This is a genomic window from Ruminococcus sp. OM04-4AA, assembly GCF_003462585.1.
In the GTDB taxonomy this organism is placed as follows: domain Bacteria; phylum Bacillota; class Clostridia; order Lachnospirales; family Lachnospiraceae; genus Mediterraneibacter; species Mediterraneibacter faecis.
The window spans coordinates 14,976-36,666 of sequence record NZ_QTZH01000003.1 but is presented as its reverse complement, the minus strand read 5'-3'; the positions used below and the strand labels follow the sequence as shown (position 1 = coordinate 36,666).

Here is a 21,691-nt window from a genome sequence, read left to right as displayed (position 1 = left end):
ATGTAACTGTTCAGAGCCAAGCAAAATTTCATAAAACAGGTGTAAAATGCTTGCATTTTTAAGACTGTTTTTGAAATTTTATTTGGCGGATACGCCACACCGACGAAATGCGTAGCATTTTGGAGGTTGGCTCTGAACAGTTACCTTATTATTAACGTAACGTAATAATCTTTCTCGGGCATTTTTCTACACAGACACCACACTCTGTACATTTATCTGCATCGATATGTGCAAGGAAATTCGTTACAGTGATCGCTCCTGCTTCACAGTTCTTCTCACAAATGCGACATCCGATACATCCTGCCTGACAAATTGCCAGCTGTACTTTTCCTTTTGCATTGGAATTACAGCGTACAAATGTCTTCTGCTCATATGGAATCAGCTCGATCAGGTGTTTTGGACATGCTGCAATACATTTCCCACATGCTTTACATGCTTCTTTGTCAACAACAGCAATTCCATCTACTACATGAATTGCATCAAACGGACAGGCAGCAACACAAGAACCGAATCCAAGACATCCTGAATTACATCCTTTTGCTCCTCCATTCTGCATCATGCTTGCCATCGTACAATCCTGAATACCTGTGTAATCATAATCCAAAATTGCTTTTTCACAGGTTCCGGCACATTTTACAAAAGCGGTCTGTCTCTCTTGTGTGCCTGCTGCAACACCCATGATATCACCGATCTTTGCAGCAACAGGTGCCCCACCAACCGGACATCCGCCAACTTCTGCTTCACCTTTTACGATTGCCGCTGCAAGTCCTGAACAGCCTGCATAACCGCATCCGCCACAGTTATTTCCCGGAAGAACACCTAAAATTGCTTCTTCACGTTCATCTACTTTTACAGCAAACTTCTTACCTGCGATTCCGAGGAAAACACCGATGAATAAACCGGTTCCACCGACGACTACTGCCGCCAAAATAATTCCTGTCATACTCATTTGCTCTTCCTCCTAAATTAATCCCGAGAATCCGAAAAATGCAATTGCCATCAGTCCTGCTGTAACAAGCACGATCGGAGTCCCCTGAAATGACTCACTGATATCATTGTACTCAATCTTCTCGCGAATTCCGGCCATCAGCACAATTGATACAAGGAATCCGACAGCTGTAGCAAATCCATTCACAACACCTGTGAGAAGTCCCATACCTGCACTCATGTCATCATAGTAGCCATTCTGTACGTTTGTCAGTGCTACTCCGAGAACTGCACAGTTCGTTGTGATCAACGGAAGATATACACCGAGCGCATTGTATAATGATGGCATCGCTTTCTTTAAGAACATCTCTACAAACTGTACAAGTGCGGCGATTACAAGAATAAATACAATTGTATTCAGGTAGGATAATTCTCCCCCCATGATATTTGGATTTCCGAGAATAAACTTATAGATCAATCCAGTTACAAAAGATGCGATCGTAATAACGAATACAACCGCTCCGCCCATTCCGGCAGCAGTCTTCACATTCTTGGATACACCGAGGAACGGACATATACCAAGAAACTGGCTCAGGACAACATTATTTACAAATGCTGAACCAACTGCAATTAATAATAATTCTTTCACTTTCTGTCCCCTCCTTTATTCGTTCTTTGCGTCTTCTTCGCCTGTCGGGAAGATCTTTCCACTGCAGGATGAAGCATTCCCACAGCTTGCACAGCCTTCTCCGCATCCGACCGTCTCCGGAACTTTCTTTCCTTTCTTCGCCATATTGTTCTTTACTTTATTCTGTAAAGCAACAAGACCTGCAAGGACAAAGAATGCTCCCGGTGCAAGGATGAAGATTGTCAGTGGCTCGTAAGATTCCGGCATAACACGGATATCAAAGATCTTACCAGCACCGATCAGTTCTCTGACAATACCTATTGCTGTAAGACCAACAGTAAATCCAAGTCCCATACCGATTCCATCAAAGATAGAAGGAAGAACCGGATTCTTTGAAGCATAACTCTCTGCTCTTCCGAGAATGATACAGTTTACAACGATCAGAGGAATATAAAGTCCAAGTGAATCATAAAGGCTTGGAACGAATCCTTCCATCAGGAACTGTACAATTGTCACGAAAGAAGCAACAATAACGATAAATGCCGGCATTCTGACAGAATCCGGAATAATCTTTCTCAACATAGAAATCAACATGTTAGACATGATCAATACAACTGTTGTAGAAAGTCCCATACCAACACCGTTGATTGCAGATGTTGTAACCGCAAGTGTAGGACACATACCAAGCATAAGAACGAAGGTCGGATTTTCTTTTACAAGGCCGTTATACAGCCGTTCTGTACATTTATTCATTACTTCCGCCTCCTAACTCATTTTGAAAATATACAAGTGCAGAGTCTACTGCATTTGTCACAGCGTTAGTTGTGATCGTAGCACCACTGATGGCATCGATCATGTCATCTCCTGACTCTCCTGTCTTTGTATATGTAAACTTTTCTACATTCTTATCTTTAAACTGATCTTTGAAATCTGCTTCCTTAGCTTTCATTCCGAGACCTGCTGTCTCACTGATACTGAGCATCTCAATACCTGTTACTGTTCCATCTTCCCTGATACCTACAGAAATATCAATGTCTCCGCCGTATCCTTCATGTGATGTAACATTTACAACATAACCAACGGTCTCGCCGGAAGCGTCTTTTCCCTCAGCCACCTCAGAAATATCATCTGAAGTGTATCCATTTTCTTTCAGAAGAGCAGAAGCTGCATCAGCATCAAATTCTGTATCCGATTCAAATGTCTCTGCATCTGAAAGAACAGAACGAAATGCTTCCTGTTTTGCCTCCTCCTGTGCTTTCGCGATCGGATCTTTTGTCACACCATATACAACTCCGAGAAGGAGACCCGCAACAACAGTGATCGCTGTCAGAATCAACGTGTTTTTAACAATTTTATTCATTACTTTTCTCCTCCTTTACCAAATGGTTTTGGAAGAGTAACCTTCTCGATCAACGGAACTAAAAGGTTACTGATGATGATCGCATAGGAAACCCCTTCTGCTGATCCACCAAAAAGACGGAACAGACCAGTCAGACATCCAAGACAGATTCCAAAAAGGATCTTTCCTTTGCTCGTAATCGGAGATGTCACATAATCTGTTGCCATAAACCATGCTCCAAGCATCAGACCACCACCACAAAGATGTGCTGTGATGTACTGAGGATCGAATCCATATCCTCCAAACAATGTGATAAAAATCACAAATGTCACAATGTAAGTTCCAGGAATTCTAAGGTCAATTACCCCCATAAGAATCAGGAACATTGCACCGATCATAATTGCAACTACAGAAGTCTCTCCGATTGTTCCTCTGATATTTCCGAGAAGCATAGACAATGTATTCACTGTTTCTCCTGCTTTCAACTCTGCCAGAGGAGTCGGCCCCGTCACTCCGTCGTAAACAAAATAAGTCATCTTACCTGCAAAACAGATCAACAGAAAACAACGTGCTCCCAATGCAGGGTTCATGAAGTTCTGTCCAAGTCCTCCAAACAACTGTTTCACAACAATGATGGCAAATACTGCACCAAGCACACCCATCCACCACGGGAGTGTCGGAGGAAGATTCAATGCGAGCAGAAGTCCTGTTACAACTGCACTGAAATCATTGATCGTAATTGGCTTATGCATTAATTTTTCATAAAGATACTCAGATAAAACAGCCGCTGCCGTTGTAACAACTACAAGAATCCAGGCATTCTCATGACGGAAATTCCAGATTCCAAAAAATGTAGCCGGAAGAAGTGCGATCACAACATAAAGCATAATGTTGCTGCTTGTCACTTTATCACGGATATGCGGCGAAGAAGATACGTTATATTTCTCGTTCACTTTACTTCAACCTCTCTTATTTCTTCTTTCTATTCGCCAATGCTGTCTTACGCATTGAACCAATTGCCTGTTTCAGCTGACGTTTTGCCGGACAGACATAACTGCAGGAACCACATTCCACACATTCCAATCCATTCCATGCAACAAAAGATGCCTCATCTTTTCTCTTTGAAAAGTCTGCAAGTCTGGATGGAATAATTCTGCTTGGACAGATCTCCACACATCTTCCACAGTTAATACATGCAGTCTCAAGACTCTTTGCCACAACGTCTTCTTTAAAAAGCAGAATAGAGGAAGAAGTCTTTGTAACCGGTGCATCCATTGTCACCATGGCAAATCCCATCATCGGTCCTCCGGAGATCAGTTTCTGCGGTTCCGCTTTCAAACCTCCTGCTGCCTCAACCAGCTCTCTGTGGTTTATTCCAAAAGGAGCCATAAAGTTTCCTGGTTTTTTGACTGCATCGCCGCTCACTGTAACAACACGTTCCATCAACGGTTTTCCTTTGATTACTGCATTGTGGATTCCAATCAGAGTCTCCACATTATCAACAATACATCCTGCATCTGCCGGAAGCATGGTAGAATTGATTGCTCGTTTTGTCACTGCATAGATCAGCTGACGTTCTGCCCCCTGTGGATATTTTGTCATCAATGCTTTCACATCAATTCTTGGTTCGTCGGCAACTGCTTTCTGTAACTTTTCAATACAATCTTTCTTGTTATCCTCTACAGCAAATACACCTCTTGCATTTGGGAATAAAGAAAGGATGACCTTCATTCCGCTGACAAGATCTTCTGTATACTCAAGCATTCTTCTGTAATCTGCAGTGATATAAGGTTCACACTCAGCACAGTTTGCAATAATATATTCTATCTTATCCGGTTCCTTCGGAGAAAGCTTTACCTTTGTAGGGAATCCTGCTCCACCCATTCCTACGATTCCGGCATCTCCAATCTTATTAATGATTTCTTCCTTTGTCATCTCTTCCAAAGGCTTTACCGGTTCATATTCAACTTCCTTGTACTCTCCATCGTTTTCTACAACAATGCACTCCACCTGGGATCCGGTTGGATTAAAACGTTGTTCCAATCCTTTCACTTTACCGGAGACAGATGAATAGATCGGAGAAGATACAAATCCTCCCGCTTCAGCAATCAACTGTCCTTTCAGCACACAATCGCCTTTCTTAACTACCGGTTTAGCCGGTGCTCCTATATGCTGCGAAAGTGGATAGACCAGTTCACCCTGAGGTACTACAGGTCTGATCGGCTGATCCTTTGAAAAACGTTTTCCATCATCCGGATGGATTCCGCCTTTAAATGTCAAAAGCCCCATCTCATTTCCTTCCTTTCTTTTATCATTGTCATTACAACAATAATATTTTAATTTTGTAATACTTATTTTACTAGAATGCGCTCTGAAAATCTAGCAAATATGTAATAATTCTTGTATCTTTCGCTATACATCTTGTCGAATTTTTAACAGAAAAAGAACCTGCCAATGGCCGGTTCTTCTAAAAAATAATTTATATCTTATTCCTCTGTCTCTTCAGCGTTATCAGCCTCAAGAGCTTTCATGCTCAGGCTGATCTTCTTCTCTGCTTCGTTAAGATCAACGATCTTAGCTGTGATTTCCTGTCCGATTGCAAGAACATCTGCCGGTTTCTCAACATGAGCTCTTGAAATCTGGGATACATGAAGAAGTGCATCAACACCTGGTGCAAGTTCTACGAAAGCACCAAAGTCTGTCATACGTGCAACTTTTCCTGTAACAACTGTTCCTACAGCGAAATCTTCTGCTGCATTTACCCAAGGATTTGTCTCTGGGAATTTCAGGCTGAGTGCAATCTTTGTATCATGAATGTCTTTTACAAGAACTTTCAGTGTATCTCCTACATGGAATACTTTCTTCGGATTGTCAACTCTTCCCCATGACATCTCTGAGATGTGAAGAAGTCCGTCAACACCACCAAGGTCAACGAATGCTCCGAAATCTGTTACATTCTTAACAGTTCCTTCTACTGTATCACCAACATTGAGTTTCGCGAACAGCTCTTTCTGCTTCTCAGCACGCTCTGCTACAAGAAGCTGTCTTCTATCACCGATCACACGGTTTCTTCTCGGGTTGAACTCGCTGATTACGAATTCGATTTCCTGTCCTTCATACTTGCTGAGATCTTTCTCATAAGAATCGGAAACAAGGCTTGCCGGGATAAATACTCTTACTTCATCAACTGTTGTACAAATACCGCCGCCAAGAATCTGTGTAACTGTAGCTTTCAGCACTTCGTGGTTTTCATATGCTTCGCGCAGTCTCTCATTTCCTTTTTCTGCAGCCAGTCTCTTATATGTAAGAAGAACCTGACCCTCTCCGTCATTTACTTTCAGTACCTTAACTGTCATTGTATCACCTACAGATACAACTGTTGTAAGGTCAAGAGACTGATCGTTGGAATATTCGCTCTTTGTGATGATACCATCTGCTTTATATCCAATGTTCAGGATAATCTCATCCGGTTTCACGTCGATTACTGTACCTTCGACAACCTCTCCATTGTGAATTGTTTTAAATGACTCTTCTAACATCTGTTCAAAAGATAATTCTGACATTATTTTGAACCTCCTCAATTATATTGTTGGGCGTGGATGCCCCTGCTGTAATACCTACCGTTTCCACTGACCCTAATTGATTCAAATCCAAATCGCCAAGTGTCTGTATATAGTACGTATTGTTACATGCTTTGCGGCATATTTCAAATAACTTCTGGGTATTGGAACTATGTTTGTCACCAATAACGATCATAGCATCCACCGTCTCTGCTATGCTCTGCGCTTCTGTCTGGCGCTCCTTCGTAGCATTACAGATTGTATTTAAAACACTTACATCATAACTCTTTTTTTCAAGAATTTCAACTAATTCTTTAAATTTATTGTAATTAAATGTCGTCTGGGCAACGATACAAATCTTTTTTCCCTGCTCACAAGAATAATTTTCTGCTTCTTCCTTTGTCTGAAAGACCTCTACATGATCTCCTGCCCATCCCTTAATTCCCTGAACCTCCGGATGTTCCGGATTTCCAATGATAATAATATTCTCGCCCATCTCACTGTGTTTCTGCACGATATTATGGATCTTCTTAACAAATGGACACGTAGCATCTACAATCTGGATTTTCTTATTTTCCAGTCTGTCATACACATCTTTTGCCACCCCATGAGAGCGGATAATAACGGTTCCTCTTTCCAGTGTATCCAGCTCTTCTTCGCTGCGAAGAACAATCACACCTTTCTGCTCCAGATCTTTCACCACTTCTTCATTATGGATGATCGGACCATACGTATAGATTGGAAGATTCTGATTCTCTTCCACCTGTTCATAAACTGTATCCACTGCACGCTTAACGCCGAAACAAAATCCAGCTGATTTCGCCTTTATTACTTTCATTCTATCCAACTCCTGCAAATTTATCTATGACAATATCTGGAAATCGTGTTTACAACTTCTTTCAGTGTCATATCCGAACTGTCAACAAGTATTGCATCCTCTGCTTTTTTCAGTGGCGCGATCTTTCTTGTCATATCACGGTAGTCTCTTTCTTCAATATCTTTCTCTATCTCTTTCAGATCGCACTGTACTCCCTTTTCAACAAGCTCTTTATATCTTCTCTTTGCTCTGATTTCTACGCTTGCTGTAAGATAGATTTTTACATCTGCATCCGGAAGCACATGGGTACCAATGTCTCTTCCATCCATGATCACATCCTTCTCTCTTGCAAGCGTTCTCTGAAGTTCCAGAAGTTTTTCTCTGACTTCCGGAATCGCAGATGTCATAGAAGCCATATTTCCAACTTCTTCTGTACGAGCTTTGCTGTAACATTCTCTCCGTTTACATAGATCTGCTGGATTCCGCTTTCATAACCAATCGTTACTTCCACATCTTTGCAGGCCTCTATAATCTTTTCTGTATCTTTTGGATCAATTCCAAGATTCAGAAAGTGAATGGCCAATCCACGGTACATTGCGCCGGTATCTACATAAATATATCCGTTTTCTTTTGCAACCTGCTTTGCAATTGTACTTTTCCCTGCCCCTGCCGGTCCATCGATTGCTACATTATATCCCATTTTTATTCCTCCATCTTTTCTTTCCACATTCCATTTTCAAATCTATTCGTTACTGTTCACACGATGTGCGACCAGCAACATCTATTCTTCCTGTCACAGGATTCAGACATTCCCCAGTAAAATTTCAATCACATCCTGCGTTAATTCCGGCAAGATACCCTGTTGACCACGCAATCTGAAGATTATATCCTCCGGTCACTGCATCAAGATCAAGCACCTCTCCGGCGAAATATAATCCTTTCATTTTTTTTGATTCCATTGTTCCCGGATCGATCTCCTTTACAGATACTCCGCCTTTTGTAATGATTGCTTCATTATAACTGCGAAGCCCTGTCAATGTCATTGTAAAATCCTTGATCAGATGAACCAGTCTCTGTCGTTCTTCTTTTGTAATCTCATTCACTTTTTTCTCAGGTTCAATCTCCGAGAGTTCTATCATAACAGGCTTTAATTTTGCCGGAAAGAGTGAATCGATTGAATTTTTATACTGTTTATTATGGTTTGCATCAAACTCTCTGAGGATTCTTTTATCAAGTTGTTCCTCACTCAATGCCGGTTTTAAGTCTATATGAAGTGTAAGTTCTTTTTTTCTTAAAGTTTTTCCCACCACACTGCTCGCGCTCAGAATAACCGGTCCTGTTACACCATAATGTGTAAAAAGCATTTCTCCGAATTCTTCGTAAAGTTTTTTCTTCCCATCTGTGATACAAATTTCTATATTTCGAAGAGATAATCCCTGCAATTCTTTCGCATACCATTGTCTGACTTCCATCGGTACAAGTGATGGAAGGAGTTCTGTCACTCTATGCCCTGTTTCTTTCGCAAAACGATATCCATCGCCTGTAGAACCCGTAGAAGGATAGGAAATACCACCTGTCGCAACAATCACAGCATCTGCCTTCATTTTCTTTCCATTAGTTAATAAAACCCCACACACTTTATCCTGCTCACAAAGCAGTTCTCTCACCTCTGTGTGAAGAGAAACAGCTACTCCTAATGATTTTAACTCTCTTGAAAATGCTGCGATCACATCAGAAGAATGATCTGAAACAGGGAAAACTCGTTCTCCACGTTCAATTTTCGTCTTCACACCAAGTTCTTCAAAGAAATCGATCACCTGCTGATTTGTAAAACTGTAAAATCCACTGTATAAAAATTTCGGATTACTTGTCACCGCCGTAAATAAATCTTCTATATCAGCGGCATTCGTTATATTGCAGCGTCCTTTTCCTGTAATGAACAGCTTTTTCCCAAGCTTTTCATTCTTCTCAAGCAACTGAACATTCTGACCATTTCTTGCAGCGAAAACTGCCGCCATCATCCCGGCAGCCCCGCCGCCCACTACGATCACATTACTCATGCTCTATTCTTCTCCTTTATTCTGTCTGTAAGACTCGTTCGTTCCTGCGCTGCCACCTTCCTGGCTGCTTTCTTCTCCGCTGTAAACCTGATATTCACCCCAGATTTTCTCCAACGTCTCTAACGTCGAAACAACTTCCTTCTGCTTTTTCATACAAATCGCAACAATCAGTGCATTGATCACACTCAATGGTGCAACAAGTGAATCGACAATAGATGCCATATCACTTCTTGCGATCAGATTGCAGGAAGAATACTGATTCATAGGTGAATGGATACTGTCAGTAAGTGTGATTACTTTTGCCTTTCTATTGCTCGCAAATTCCAATGCTTTCAATGTTCTCATCGAATATCTTGGGAAACTGATTCCTATGATCACATCCCCTTCTCCGATTCGAATAATCTGTTCAAAAATCTCACTGGAACTGTTTGTATTTACTGTAATTACATTGTCGCATACAAGATTCAGATAAAATCCCATAAAAGAAGCAAGTGGTGCACAGCTTCTGATTCCCACAACATAGATTCTCTTTGCTTCTAAAAGGGTATCAATTGCCCAGTTAAATGCCTTATGATCGATTGCAGACAAGGTCATCTTGATTTTCTCAATGTCTGACTGAAGAACGGTTTCGAGAATCTCACTCTGTGTAATTCGTCCATAGGTCACTTCCATACGCTGGATTGAATTCAATTTATTACGGACAAGTTCCTCCAACGCTTTCTGAAATTCCGGGTATCCCCTATATCCCAGCTGGGTTGCAAATCGTACAACCGTAGATTCACTGACACCCACAATCTCTCCAAGACGCGCTGCTGTCAGAAATACAGCCTTATCATAATTTTCTTTCACATATTCTGCAAGGCGCTTCTGCCCCTTGCTCATCTTCTCATATTTTGCTTCGATCCTTCCGATCAGCTCATTCATATTCGCTTCAATATTGCGTTCTGATGTTTCCATTCTTTTACACTATTCCTAATCCCTAAATATTTCATTATCCGTCCAGCAGCTTCAACAGATACATAAGAGTTCTGTCATACCTCTGACTTGCTGATTACTTCACAGCCCGCGTGTACTCTTTCAGCCAGATTCGTTCTTCCTCTGAAAGGTAAGGGGACACCTTTTCATAAACCTGCTTATGATAATGATTCAACATTTCTTTCTCCTCTGTACTCATTTTCTCCGGCAAGATTGCATCCAGATCAATTGGTACATAAGTAAGAATTTCAAAATTCATAAACTGTCCATACTCATTCTTAACTGTTTTTCTGACAAGCAGCTCATTTTCCAGACGAATTCCATGAGAACCCTCAATATAGATTCCCGGTTCATCTGTGATCACCATATTCTCTTCCAATGCCGGAGCCGACCTCTCTCCCTCTTTCCAACGGAAATTGATCGGTCCCTCATGGATATTCAATAAATAACCAACACCATGCCCCGTTCCATGATTAAAGTTCAGTCCTTCTTTCCAAAAGATCTCTCTTGCAATACAATCCAGATTCGCACCACTGCATCCGTAGAGAAATACAGTGTTCGCCAGGCGTAGCATTGCTCTTGCAACCAGTGTGAAATGTTCTTTTTCAAGGTTCCCCACTTCTCCAAGTGCAACCGTACGCGTAATGTCGGTAGACCCTTCCAGATAATGACCACCTGTATCTGTCATGAAAAGCTTTCCTTCTTTTAAAGGGACATTGCTTTTCTCATCCGCACTATAATGAACAATTGCCCCATGTTCTCCATATGCACTGATCGGGCCAAAACTTGGTCCGAGGAAATGCTCCTGCTCTGCACGCAATCCTTCCAGCCTGGCAGAAGCAGACAGCTCTGTAATCTCCACTCTGCCAATATTCTTCTTTAACCAGTACATAAACTTTGTATGTGCAACCGCATCCTTCAAATGTGCTTTTCTCAAATTCTCTGCCTGTGTTTCATTTTTAACTGACTTCATCAGAATTTCCGGATTCTGCTTATCAATAATCACCGTCTCTTTGGAAATGGCCTGATAAAGACTATAGTTCATGATTGAAGAATCCAAAAGGACCTTATCTTCTGATGTCATTTCTGAAACTTTGTGATAAATATCCTCATACGGATAAATCTTCACTTGATTTTCTGCTAATGAATTCACAATATCGTCAGAGAATTTTCTAATGTCAGCAAACAGCTCAACTGAATTATTATAAACGATTGCATAAGAAAGAACAAGTGGACAATACGCAATATCATTTCCTCTTATATTTAAAAGCCATGCAATATCATCAAGACTCGATAAAACATGTGCATTGCATCCATTTTCTTTCATTATTTCTCTGATTCGTTCTAATTTGGATCCAATTTTTTCACCTGTATATTCATCCGCTAGAGAAAATACAGATTCCATAGACATTTCAGGTCTTTCCTTCCAGATATTCTGTGCAAAATCTAAGCTATATTTCAATGATGCGCCATTCTCATCTGTTATATGACAATATCGTTTTCCTTGTGCATAAGTCACTGTACGACCATCAAATCCCAGAACATCCCCTTCTTTTAGCTCACTTTTTAAAAATTCTTCTATCGTTGGAACACCAGGTTCTCCTGATTTGTAAAGCGTGATCCCACTCCCCTGCAACTGCGCTTCTGCCTGAATAAAATATCTTCCATCTGTCCAGAGTCCCGCTTTATCCTTTGTAAAAACTGCGGTACCTGCTGATCCTGTAAAGCCCGTTATATATTCGCGGAATTTAAAATAATCACCGACGTATTCACTGTGATGATAGTCATCTGTAGGGATGATATAGCAGTCTATTTTCTGCTGTTCCATTACATTTCGTAATCGCTCTATTCTGTCTAAAACACTCATATCTGCCTCCATATATTCCAACAATCAAACTCATATTACAAAAACTTGATTATTCAAAATTGTACACATCTATGATACCACCAAATAAATTTCCTTACAAATGAAAAAGACCAGAAAACACAAATCTTTCCATCTGTTATCTTCTGGTCTTTCTATTCAATTCATAATCTAACTAAATCAGTCAGGATTATACCGGATAAGATCCGTTCTCTGTATCTGCTACTGTAGCATCTACTTTTGTCTGCTGAGCCTGTCTGTATTTGAAGAAGTCAACAGCAACCTGTGGGAACAGTGCATATGTCAGTACATCCTCATCCTGCTGGATCCACTGTGCACACTCTTTACGAAGTGTATCAAGCTCATCCGGGATAAGATCTGCCGGACGGCAAGTGATCGGTTCTTCATCTCCAAGAGCCTTCTTCTGAAGTTCTGGATCAACCGGTTTTGTTGTCTTACCGTATTTACCTGCAAGAACATCCTTTGTCTCTTTTGTGATCATCTTATAACGCTCACCCATCAGTACGTTGAATACAGCCTGTGTTCCAACGATCTGTGAAGATGGTGTAACAAGCGGTGGCTCACCAAGATCTTTACGTACACGCGGTACCTCTTCAAGTACTTCGTAGAACTTATCTTCTGCTCCCTGCTCTTTCAGCTGGGATGTCAGGTTGGAAAGCATTCCTCCCGGTACCTGGTACAGAAGAGTCTTGATATTAACACCAAGGTTCTTCGGATTGAGCAGTCCGCTCTCAAGAGAATCATCACGGATTGGACGGAAGTAGTCAGCAATCTCTGCAAGGAGACTCTGATCAAGTCCTGTATCGTATGGTGTTCCCTTGAATGTCTCAACCATAACTTCTGTAGCCGGCTGAGATGTTCCAAGTGCGAATGGAGACATTGCTGTATCGATGATGTCAGCTCCTGCCTCTACAGCTTTCATGTATGTCATAGAAGCAACACCTGATGTGTAGTGTGTATGCATCTCGATCGGGATATTTACTGCATCTTTCAATGCCCCAACAAGCTCTGTTGTCTTATATGGAACAAGAAGTCCTGCCATATCCTTAACACAGATTGAGCTTGCACCCATATCTTCGATTCTCTTCGCAAGGTCTACCCAGTATTCCATTGTGTAAGCATCACCGAGTGTATAAGACATTGCAACCTGTGCATGGGCTTTCTCTTTGTTCGCAGCCTTTACAGCTGTCTGAAGATTTCTCATGTCATTGAGGCAGTCGAAAATACGAATGATATCGATTCCGTTTGCCACAGATTTCTGTACGAAATACTCTACAACATCATCAGCGTATGGACGGTATCCAAGGATATTCTGTCCACGGAACAGCATCTGAAGTTTTGTATTCTTGAATCCATCACGGAACTTTCTAAGTCTCTCCCATGGATCTTCTTTCAGGAAACGGAGGGAAGCATCGAATGTTGCTCCACCCCAGCACTCTACAGCATGATATCCAACCTTGTCCATCTTCTCAACGATTGGCATCATCTGCTCTGTTGTCATTCTGGTAGCAATCAGAGACTGATGTGCATCACGCAGAATAGTTTCTACTATTTTAACTGGTTTTTTTTCAATTTCTGCCATTTATTTATCCTCCTAATTTACTTAACGCCGAAAATAGCCATAAATGTTCCGGCTGCTACTGCAGTACCGATAACTCCGGCAACGTTCGGTCCCATTGCATGCATAAGAAGGAAGTTTGTAGGATCTGCCTCAGCACCAACCTCTGAGATACACGGGCTGCCATAGGAACCGCAGATACACCAGCGGAACCAATCAGCGGGTTAACCTTACCATGTGTAAGGACGCACATTAACTTACCGAAGAGAACTCCGGCAGCTGTACCGAATGCAAATGCTATAAGACCAAGGATAACGATCTTGATTGTATTCCAGTTCAGGAATGCTTCAGCACTTGTTGTAGCACCTACAGATGTACCAAGAAGAATAACTACGATGTACATCAGGGCATTGGAAGCTGTCTCTGTCAGCTGTCTTACAACTCCACACTCTTTGAACAGGTTACCAAGCATCAACATACCAACAAGTGGAGCTGTTGTAGGAAGAATCACACATACAACGATTGTAACGATAACCGGGAAGAGGATTCTCTCAAGCTTAGAAACCGGGCGAAGCTGATCCATCTTGATCTTTCTTTCCTTCTCTGTTGTGAGAAGTTTCATGATTGGTGGCTGGATGATCGGCACAAGTGACATATAGGAGTATGCTGCTACGGCGATCGGTCCCATGATAGCTGTCTGCTGCAGTTTACCTGCAAGGAAGATAGATGTCGGGCCGTCAGCTCCACCGATAATGGAGATAGCAGCTGCTGCTTTGTCTGAAAATCCAAGAGCCATAGCTCCAAGATAAGCTGCGAAAATACCGAACTGAGCTGCTGCACCAAGCAGGAAACTCTTCGGGTTTGCGATCAGCGGACCAAAGTCTGTCATCGCTCCAACTCCAAGGAAGATCAGAGAAGGAAGGATGGACCACTCGTCAAGCTGATAAAAGTAATACAGAAGCCCACCGGTTCCATTCGCTGCATCCTCAGCATGAAGCATAATATCCGGATAGATATTTACAAGCAACATACCAAAGGCAATTGGAACAAGAAGCAGTGGCTCAAATTCGTGGCGAATTGCCAGATAGAGAAACACGCAGGCAACAGCAATCATGATCAGGTTACCAAATGTAAGATTCATGAACGCTGTCTGTTCTACGAGGTTTCCCAATGTATTTGAAATATATTCCATTTGTAAAAACCTCCTGGTTCAGTTACTAGTTTAATGTAGCAAGTACAGCTCCTGATTCAACAGCATCACCTACTGCCACATCAATGCTGGCAATAGTTCCTGCCTCTGGGGCAACAACTGGGATCTCCATCTTCATTGCTTCAATGATAATAACTGTATCTCCAGCCTCTACCTTCTGTCCAACAGATGTAGGAACCTGGAATACTTTACCTGCTGCTCCAGCTTTTACCTGGATGCTTCCAGCGCCTGCTGCCGCTTTCGGTGCTGCTGCCGGAGCTGCCGGTGCTGCTGCTCTAGGTGCTGCAACCGGTGCTGCTGCCGGTGCGCCTGCACCATTCTCTTCTACTGTTACATCATATACATTTCCGTTTACTGTGATTGTATAGTTTTTCATCTAATTATCCTCCTGATTAATTCCATCTGTTTGATTTTCTTCTCTTAATAGAACGAACAACAAATCCATCTGTAGAAGTTCCCTCTGCTGCTGCAATTGCTGCTGCGATTACTGCTACAAGTTCTGCATCATCTTCTGCTGCAGCTACCGGTGCTGGAGCTGCCTGTACAGGTGCTTCCTTCTTCTCTTCCACTTTCTTATCTTTATTTGCCAACTTCTCCTGAAGTTTCGGAATGTATCCAAGCAGATAAATAATGAATGAAATGAAAATCAATACAACGAATACAGTTCCCATACCAAGTACCGTATTCAGACCGGCTTTCTCAAGGATTTCTCCTGTTGAATAATGAGCAGAAACATCCATACTCTCCATGTTGCCCTTTTCGTCAAAACTGAAGACGATGTCTGCATCTCTGTTTTCATATTTTGCTTCAGATGTGAGTGAAACTCCATCGTTCTTTACTTCCATTGTCCAATCGCCATGCTCAACATAAGCACCACACTCTTCTTCTGCTGCTTCCCAGGAGCTGATCATTGTAAGGAAGTCCTCTCCATCAACCGGAAGTCCTGCATTCATAAGCTGTGTGTCAAGCTGAAGATCACGCATATCAGAAAAGCTGTCAAGCTGCTCTGTTGTCATCGCTTCGAAATTCTGAACAACAAACTCAGCATACTGTTCAAATCTTGTCTGATCATATTCTGTTGTCTCAGACTTACCACATCCTGTGAAGCTAAGAACGAGAATGAGGATAAGTCCTAATAAACTGATTTTTTTCTTCACTTCGCCTCACCTCACTAAACCGTTCCGTGTTTCTTAGCCGGACGGTCCTCTCTCTTTGTGAACAGCATCTCAAATGCTCCGATCACATATTTTCTTGTATCTGCCGGCTCGATGATCGCATCAACATATCCTCTTGCTGCTGCTGAATTCGGGCTTGACTGAAGTTCTTTGTATTCAGCTGCTTTCTCATTAAGAGTCTCAGCATCTGCGTCTGCGTACATGATCTGTGCTGCAAGCTTCGCATCCATCATTCCGATCTCTGCTGTTGGCCATGCATAAACAAGATCTGCACCAATTGACTTACTGTTCATAGAAACGTAAGCACTTCCGAATGCCTTACCAACGATTACATTTACCTTCGGTACTGTAGCGTTAGCAAATGCATATGTCAGTTTTGCAACTGCGCTTGCCATGTTCTTCTCTGACTCTACTGTAGCAGCAAATCCTGTTACATTTGTCAGTGTAAGAACCGGGATTGAGAATGCATCACAGAAGTTTACAAAATCTGTTGCTTTCTTGCATCCGTCTACTGTAAGAACGCTGTCGAACTCAGCCTCTACTTCAGCTTCTGCATTGTATACTTTAGAGCGGTTTGCAACAACACCAACTGTCATTCCGTTCAGGCGGATAAATCCTGTAACCATCTCTTTTGCGTAGTCTTTCTTTGTCTCAACAAGAATCTGATTGTCAGCAATCTGTGCCAGTGCGATTGCTGTATCTTCTGATGCGTTAGCAATGTCTGCGCAGATACGGTTCAGGTCATCTGTGCATTCCTCATAAGACATATCATCTTCATTGTTTGCCGGAAGCATACATACAAGATCACGGATCTGTCCGAGAATCTCTGCCTCTGCACCGATTCCATCTACAAGACCTGCTGTCTTGCTCTGGTACTCAGCGCTTGCTGTGTTACACTTGGAAATCTCATTTCCTTCCAGTGCATTTGGAGAATTAACGAAAAGTTTTCCGTCTTTTGCTTCCATAAATGTGAAATCTGTAAGCCCCGGAACAACTGCAAGACCGCCGCCGCACATTCCAAAGATTGCTGTACCTGCGGAATCACACCTGATGCAAGTGCCTGTTTGTGATAAAGGCTTCCAAATGCCTCAAGTGCATCTGTAGCTTCCTGAAGTCTGAGACCTGCACAGTCGATCAGTCCGATCACCGGTGCTCCCATCTTCATAGCCATATCATAGATTCTTGCGATCTTCTTCGCATGCATCTCTCCGAGTGCTCCACCCAGAACGTCAGCATCCTGGCTGTATACATAAACCAGGTTACCGTCAATCACTCCATATCCAGTGATAACACCGTCAGAAGGAGCTGCCTTCTCCTGCAAGTTGAAAGTTGTGCTTCTAGCTGTAACAGCTCCGCCAATTTCAACAAAGCTTCCCTCATCAAGCAGTGTGGCAATTCGTCTGCTTGCTGAGTTTTCTGTTGCATTGTAGCTCATATTTTAGCCCTCCATACTTATAAAATAATTTTAAAATAAACCAAAATTTCTGCCTATTGTATTATATACTAGGACGATTGAAATTTCAATTCATATTTTCCGCAAATTGACATTTTTTTCACAGGACATTGTTTTTGTCGAGCTTGGATTCTTCTGTTCCAAATAAAGTTTCCACTTTTGCACTAACATCCGCAGAAGCGCGTTCTATGGTTGCTTCATCCACACGGCCCGCTCCACCTCATCCCTTCGAATGTCTGTAACGCTTGGAACAGAGCACTCACCGTGTGTGGTTTGTGTCTGTCCCAAGCTAACAGACAGAACGAAGTGTATTCGGAACCGCTCTTATGCCTTAATCGTGGATGAAGCAACCATAAAACGTGCCTCCGCTACGTTATCTAAAGAAGAAGTTTTTATCCAAAACAAAACGAATCCAGAAGACAAATACAGAATTAACAGCCGGGAGAAGGTAGAGCTTTGTCGATGAAGATTTCTTGATCTTTTGACTTTAGTTTCTGTATTTTCGAGTGAATTTTGTATTTGTAGGAGAAAGTTTAATTTTGAACTACGCAAGCAAGAACGGGTCTACTGTTGCCAGGGGCACATGTAAGGCAGGAGCGTTCCGAATACACTTTGTTCAGTATGTTAATAAGAGCCAGAACAGGCACCACACACGGTAACTGTTCTGCTCTTATGTTACATACTTTCAAAGGGATGAGGTAGAGCGGGCCGGTGCCCATGGTAATAGTAGACCCATTCTTGCGACCATTCTGTCAAAAACTTAGCCCATTGTATAAATTCCCTCGATAAATTACAGTCTCTTCGCTATTGCTTTAATAAACTCCTCACTATTGAGTACTGTCGGATTCTCGATTGTTGTGATCAAAGCGAGGTCTTTTGTCATCTCTCCTGCTTCGATTGTGTCGATTGTTGCTTTCTCAAGTTTATCTGCGAAGTCCATCAGATCTTTGTTTTCATCCAGCTCGCCGCGTTTTCTGAGGGCTCCTGTCCATGCGAAGATTGTTGCAACTGAGTTTGTAGATGTCTCTTCACCTTTCAGGTGCTTATAATAGTGACGCTGTACAGTTCCATGAGCAGCTTCATATTCATAATATCCGTCCGGAGAAACAAGTACGGATGTCATCATAGCAAGTGAACCGAATGCGGAAGATACCATGTCGCTCATTACATCTCCATCGTAGTTCTTACATGCCCAGATATATCCACCTTCTGATTTCATAACACGGGCAACAGCATCATCGATCAGTGTGTAGAAATACTCAATTCCCGCTTCTTTGAACTGATCAGCATATTCTGCATCAAAGATTTCCTGAAAGATATCTTTGAATGTATGATCATATTTCTTAGAAATTGTATCCTTTGTTGCAAACCACAGATCCTGTTTTGTATCCAAAGCGTAGGAGAAGCAGCTTCTTGCAAAGCTTTCGATGGATTTATTGATATTATGCATTCCCTGTACGATTCCAGGTCCATCAAACTCATGAACCAGTTCTTTTGTCTGGCTTCCATCTTCTGCTGTGTATACAAGTTCAACCTTTCCCGCTCCCGGAATCTTCATCTCGGATCCTTTATATACATCTCCATAAGCATGTCTTGCAATTGTAATTGGTTTCTTCCAGTTCTTTACGCAAGGCTCAATTCCTTTTACAACAATTGGAGCACGGAACACAGTACCATCAAGAATTGCACGGATTGTTCCGTTCGGACTCTTCCACATCTCTTTGAGATCATACTCATCCATACGTGCTGCATTCGGAGTGATTGTTGCACACTTTACTGCGACTTTGTATTTCTTTGTTGCAAGTGCGGAATCAACTGTTACCTGGTCATCTGTCTCGTTTCTGTGTTCCAGGCCGAGATCATAATATTCTGTCTTGAGATCAATATATGGCTCAAGAAGATTATCCTTGATCATCTTCCAGAGAATTCTTGTCATCTCATCTCCGTCCATCTCTACAAGTGGTGTTGTCATCTTAATTTTTTCCATCTTTTGCTACCTCCTGATTATGTTTTTCTTCTATTTTCTTTAGGTTCTGCATGACATGAACAATATGTTCCTTTGCAAGCTGTTCTGCCAGATCCGGGTTTCTGTCCCTGATTGCCTGAAGAATTGCTTTATGCTCCTCAATTGACTTCTCGGCTCTTGCCTTCACATTAATCGAGGACTTTCTTGCCATTTGAACATATCGGTGAAAATCTGTAAGAACATGACACAGCATCCTGCTTCCGGAAGCCTCATATAATATCGTATGAAATCTTCCGTCTAATCCTGTCACTTGTTCTTTATTGTATCCATTTTCTTTCTTCATCTGAAATTCTGAAAGTAAAATGGTCTCTTCTAATTCTTCTAACTGGTCTTCTGTAATATGTTCCGCCGCCCATCTGGCGCACATTCCTTCCAGATACTTACGCATCTGATAGATATCCCAGATATCCTTCTGGCTGATTCCGGTAACATAAGCACCTTTATTCGGTACGATCGTCACAAGACCTTCTAATTCAAGCTGTCTTAACGCTTCCCTTACTGGAGTTCTGCTAACCCCGAGTTCTTTCCCGATGGTAGCCTCTCTGAGTTCATCCTGTTGTTTGTATCTGCCTTTGAGGATATCTTCACGGAGTCTCTTAAAAACACGTCCTCCCAGAGAACGGTCCTGATATTCTTCCATGATTTCCTCCTATTCTCTTTTTGTATGATTGTATACGATTATACAAATATTGTCAAGATGGTTTCATGCCGATATCATCGCGTTAAAAATGTATCCATTTTTGCGTAATACTTCTCTATACTATCTGTTCATTTTTATATGCTTTGTGCCATATCTTATTTATCAACTTATTGTATACAAAAAGGTGGTCTCTCACATAGAAAAACCACCCTGTCCTTTTCGTTATAAATCAGCTTTCAAAATCAGCTTAGCCAAATTAAACTTCATTTACTTTTTATTTGATCACACGCACACCAAGTACATCTGTGATTGATTCCAGTTTACTTACAACTTCATCAGAAACGCTTCCGTCCACATCAATTACTGTATATGCATATTCCTTCTTGCTCTTATTTGTCATAAGTGCGATATTCTGATTCTCCTGTGCAAGAAGTGTTGTAAACTGACCGATCATATTCGGCACATTACGGTGAAGAATTGTAATTCTGTCTCCGTCAGCTTTTGTTCCCACGTTGCAATCCGGATAATTAACGGAATGTGTAATATTTCCGTTCTCAAGGAAATCACGGATCTCAGCAACAGCCATCTGTGCACAATTGTCTTCTGACTCTTCTGTAGATGCTCCAAGATGTGGAATTACAATTGCACCTTTTACCCCTACAATTTCCTTTGTTGGGAAATCTGTTACATAACGGTGTACTTTACCTGCTACAAGTGCATCAACGATATCTTCCTGATTTACAAGAACATCTCTGGCGAAGTTCAGAATTACAACGCCCTCTTTCATCAGACTGATTGCATTCTTGTCAATCATTCCCTTTGTACTGTCAAGTGCAGGTACATGGATTGTGATATAATCGCACTCTTTATAGATTTCATCTACTGTTGTTGCGTGATGGATACTTCTGGAAAGTCTCCATGCAGAATCTACGGAAACATATGGATCATATCCATAAACTTCCATCCCAAGATGTGTTGCTACATTCGCAACAAGAACTCCGATTGCTCCAAGTCCGATCACACCAAGTTTCTTTCCGGAAAGTTCTGTTCCTGCAAATGCTTTTTTCTTCTTCTCAGCAATCTTTGCGATATCTCCATCTTCCTCGAATTCCTGTACCCACTGAATTCCACCAACAACATCTCTGGCTGCGAGAAGCATTCCTGCAATCACAAGTTCTTTTACACCATTCGCATTTGCTCCAGGTGTATTGAATACAACAATTCCTTCCTCTGCACATTTATCAAGCGGAATATTATTCACTCCGGCTCCCGCACGAGCGATTGCTTTCAGGTTCTTTCCGAATTCCATCTCATGCATTTTGGCACTGCGGACAAGAATCACGTCAGCTTCATCCGCATTTTCTGTCTTTACATAATTTTCATCCAACTTATTCATGCCAACGGCAGAAATTGGATTCAGGCAATGATATTTAAACAT

At 41.8% G+C, this 21,691-nt stretch carries 17 protein-coding genes and 3 pseudogenes; all 20 read right to left on the bottom strand.

Annotated elements, in window-relative coordinates; genetic code table 11:
* Positions 1-151: 151 nt before the first annotated feature.
* A complete protein-coding gene (locus DXB52_RS01825; RefSeq protein ID WP_118106358.1) occupies positions 152-949 on the bottom strand; it encodes an RnfABCDGE type electron transport complex subunit B in 798 nt (265 codons plus the stop codon).
* 12 nt (positions 950-961) lie between these two features.
* Positions 962-1,576 carry an electron transport complex protein RnfA gene (locus DXB52_RS01820; RefSeq protein ID WP_055163209.1) on the bottom strand — a complete coding sequence of 205 codons (615 nt, stop codon included), beginning with the start codon at positions 1,574-1,576 and terminating at the stop codon, positions 962-964.
* Positions 1,577-1,591: 15 nt separating this feature from the next.
* Positions 1,592-2,308 carry an electron transport complex subunit RsxE gene (gene rsxE / locus DXB52_RS01815; RefSeq protein ID WP_015529148.1) on the bottom strand — a complete coding sequence of 239 codons (717 nt, stop codon included), beginning with the start codon at positions 2,306-2,308 and terminating at the stop codon, positions 1,592-1,594.
* A complete protein-coding gene (locus DXB52_RS01810; protein WP_020436607.1) occupies positions 2,301-2,915 on the bottom strand; it encodes an RnfABCDGE type electron transport complex subunit G in 615 nt (204 codons plus the stop codon). Before DXB52_RS01810 ends, rsxE begins: the two co-directional genes overlap by 8 nt.
* Positions 2,915-3,847 carry an RnfABCDGE type electron transport complex subunit D gene (locus DXB52_RS01805; RefSeq protein WP_117960341.1) on the bottom strand — a complete coding sequence of 311 codons (933 nt, stop codon included), beginning with the start codon at positions 3,845-3,847 and terminating at the stop codon, positions 2,915-2,917. The genes DXB52_RS01810 and DXB52_RS01805 overlap by 1 nt, the downstream gene beginning before the upstream one ends.
* Before the next feature lie 16 nt (positions 3,848-3,863).
* A complete protein-coding gene (gene rsxC, locus DXB52_RS01800) occupies positions 3,864-5,183 on the bottom strand; it encodes an electron transport complex subunit RsxC (protein ID WP_117960339.1) in 1,320 nt (439 codons plus the stop codon).
* A 197-nt stretch (positions 5,184-5,380) separates the two neighbouring features.
* On the bottom strand, positions 5,381-6,457 hold the full coding sequence (gene rpsA / locus DXB52_RS01795) for a 30S ribosomal protein S1 (RefSeq protein WP_117960337.1): 1,077 nt from the start codon (positions 6,455-6,457) through the stop codon (positions 5,381-5,383).
* Positions 6,438-7,292 carry a 4-hydroxy-3-methylbut-2-enyl diphosphate reductase gene (gene ispH, locus DXB52_RS01790; protein WP_117539824.1) on the bottom strand — a complete coding sequence of 285 codons (855 nt, stop codon included), beginning with the start codon at positions 7,290-7,292 and terminating at the stop codon, positions 6,438-6,440. The genes rpsA and ispH overlap by 20 nt, the downstream gene beginning before the upstream one ends.
* A 20-nt stretch (positions 7,293-7,312) precedes the next feature.
* Positions 7,313-7,971 (bottom strand): annotated as a pseudogene (gene cmk / locus DXB52_RS01785) ((d)CMP kinase).
* A gap of 124 nt (positions 7,972-8,095) precedes the next feature.
* Positions 8,096-9,331 carry a BaiN/RdsA family NAD(P)/FAD-dependent oxidoreductase gene (locus tag DXB52_RS01780; RefSeq protein ID WP_117568187.1) on the bottom strand — a complete coding sequence of 412 codons (1,236 nt, stop codon included), beginning with the start codon at positions 9,329-9,331 and terminating at the stop codon, positions 8,096-8,098.
* Positions 9,332-9,334: 3 nt separating this feature from the next.
* Complete coding sequence (locus tag DXB52_RS01775; protein ID WP_015529141.1) at positions 9,335-10,288, bottom strand: MurR/RpiR family transcriptional regulator; 954 nt, start codon at positions 10,286-10,288, stop codon at positions 9,335-9,337.
* 94 nt (positions 10,289-10,382) lie between these two features.
* A complete protein-coding gene (locus DXB52_RS01770; RefSeq protein WP_181981396.1) occupies positions 10,383-12,173 on the bottom strand; it encodes an aminopeptidase P family protein in 1,791 nt (596 codons plus the stop codon).
* A gap of 187 nt (positions 12,174-12,360) precedes the next feature.
* Positions 12,361-13,773 (bottom strand): oxaloacetate decarboxylase subunit alpha, encoded by a 1,413-nt coding sequence (locus DXB52_RS01765; protein WP_118106356.1) that lies wholly within the window; start codon positions 13,771-13,773, stop codon positions 12,361-12,363.
* Positions 13,774-13,790: 17 nt separating this feature from the next.
* A pseudogene (locus tag DXB52_RS01760) lies at positions 13,791-14,941 on the bottom strand (sodium ion-translocating decarboxylase subunit beta).
* A 25-nt stretch (positions 14,942-14,966) separates the two neighbouring features.
* The gene (locus DXB52_RS01755; protein WP_015529137.1) at positions 14,967-15,335 is read right to left on the bottom strand and encodes a biotin/lipoyl-containing protein; all 369 of its coding nucleotides are present in this window, start codon (positions 15,333-15,335) and stop codon (positions 14,967-14,969) included.
* 16 nt (positions 15,336-15,351) lie between these two features.
* On the bottom strand, positions 15,352-16,116 hold the full coding sequence (locus DXB52_RS01750) for an OadG family transporter subunit (protein ID WP_117539820.1): 765 nt from the start codon (positions 16,114-16,116) through the stop codon (positions 15,352-15,354).
* A gap of 14 nt (positions 16,117-16,130) precedes the next feature.
* Positions 16,131-17,569, bottom strand: a pseudogene (locus DXB52_RS01745) (acyl-CoA carboxylase subunit beta).
* 808 nt (positions 17,570-18,377) lie between these two features.
* Complete coding sequence (locus tag DXB52_RS01740) at positions 18,378-19,574, bottom strand: NADP-dependent isocitrate dehydrogenase (protein WP_015529134.1); 1,197 nt, start codon at positions 19,572-19,574, stop codon at positions 18,378-18,380.
* Entirely contained in the window at positions 19,561-20,253 is a 693-nt protein-coding gene (locus DXB52_RS01735) for a GntR family transcriptional regulator (protein WP_015529133.1), read from the bottom strand. Before DXB52_RS01735 ends, DXB52_RS01740 begins: the two co-directional genes overlap by 14 nt.
* Before the next feature lie 274 nt (positions 20,254-20,527).
* A complete protein-coding gene (locus tag DXB52_RS01730; protein ID WP_020436148.1) occupies positions 20,528-21,691 on the bottom strand; it encodes a phosphoglycerate dehydrogenase in 1,164 nt (387 codons plus the stop codon).

Excerpts from the sequence above, each read along its gene's own strand:
- ispH (WP_117539824.1), bottom strand. The coding sequence starts at position 7,292 with ATGAAAGTAATAAAGGCGAAATCAGCTGGATTTTGTTTCGGCGTTAAG.
- rpsA (WP_117960337.1), bottom strand. The coding sequence starts at position 6,457 with ATGTCAGAATTATCTTTTGAACAGATGTTAGAAGAGTCATTTAAAACA.
- DXB52_RS01770 (WP_181981396.1), bottom strand. The coding sequence starts at position 12,173 with ATGAGTGTTTTAGACAGAATAGAGCGATTACGAAATGTAATGGAACAG.
- DXB52_RS01740 (WP_015529134.1), bottom strand. The coding sequence starts at position 19,574 with ATGGAAAAAATTAAGATGACAACACCACTTGTAGAGATGGACGGAGAT.
- DXB52_RS01765 (WP_118106356.1), bottom strand. The coding sequence starts at position 13,773 with ATGGCAGAAATTGAAAAAAAACCAGTTAAAATAGTAGAAACTATTCTG.
- DXB52_RS01735 (WP_015529133.1), bottom strand. The coding sequence starts at position 20,253 with ATGGAAGAATATCAGGACCGTTCTCTGGGAGGACGTGTTTTTAAGAGA.
- DXB52_RS01730 (WP_020436148.1), bottom strand. The coding sequence starts at position 21,691 with ATGTTTAAATATCATTGCCTGAATCCAATTTCTGCCGTTGGCATGAAT.
- rsxE (WP_015529148.1), bottom strand. The coding sequence starts at position 2,308 with ATGAATAAATGTACAGAACGGCTGTATAACGGCCTTGTAAAAGAAAAT.
- DXB52_RS01755 (WP_015529137.1), bottom strand. The coding sequence starts at position 15,335 with ATGAAAAACTATACAATCACAGTAAACGGAAATGTATATGATGTAACA.
- DXB52_RS01780 (WP_117568187.1), bottom strand. The coding sequence starts at position 9,331 with ATGAGTAATGTGATCGTAGTGGGCGGCGGGGCTGCCGGGATGATGGCG.
- rsxC (WP_117960339.1), bottom strand. The coding sequence starts at position 5,183 with ATGGGGCTTTTGACATTTAAAGGCGGAATCCATCCGGATGATGGAAAA.
- DXB52_RS01775 (WP_015529141.1), bottom strand. The coding sequence starts at position 10,288 with ATGGAAACATCAGAACGCAATATTGAAGCGAATATGAATGAGCTGATC.
- DXB52_RS01810 (WP_020436607.1), bottom strand. The coding sequence starts at position 2,915 with ATGAATAAAATTGTTAAAAACACGTTGATTCTGACAGCGATCACTGTT.
- DXB52_RS01825 (WP_118106358.1), bottom strand. The coding sequence starts at position 949 with ATGAGTATGACAGGAATTATTTTGGCGGCAGTAGTCGTCGGTGGAACC.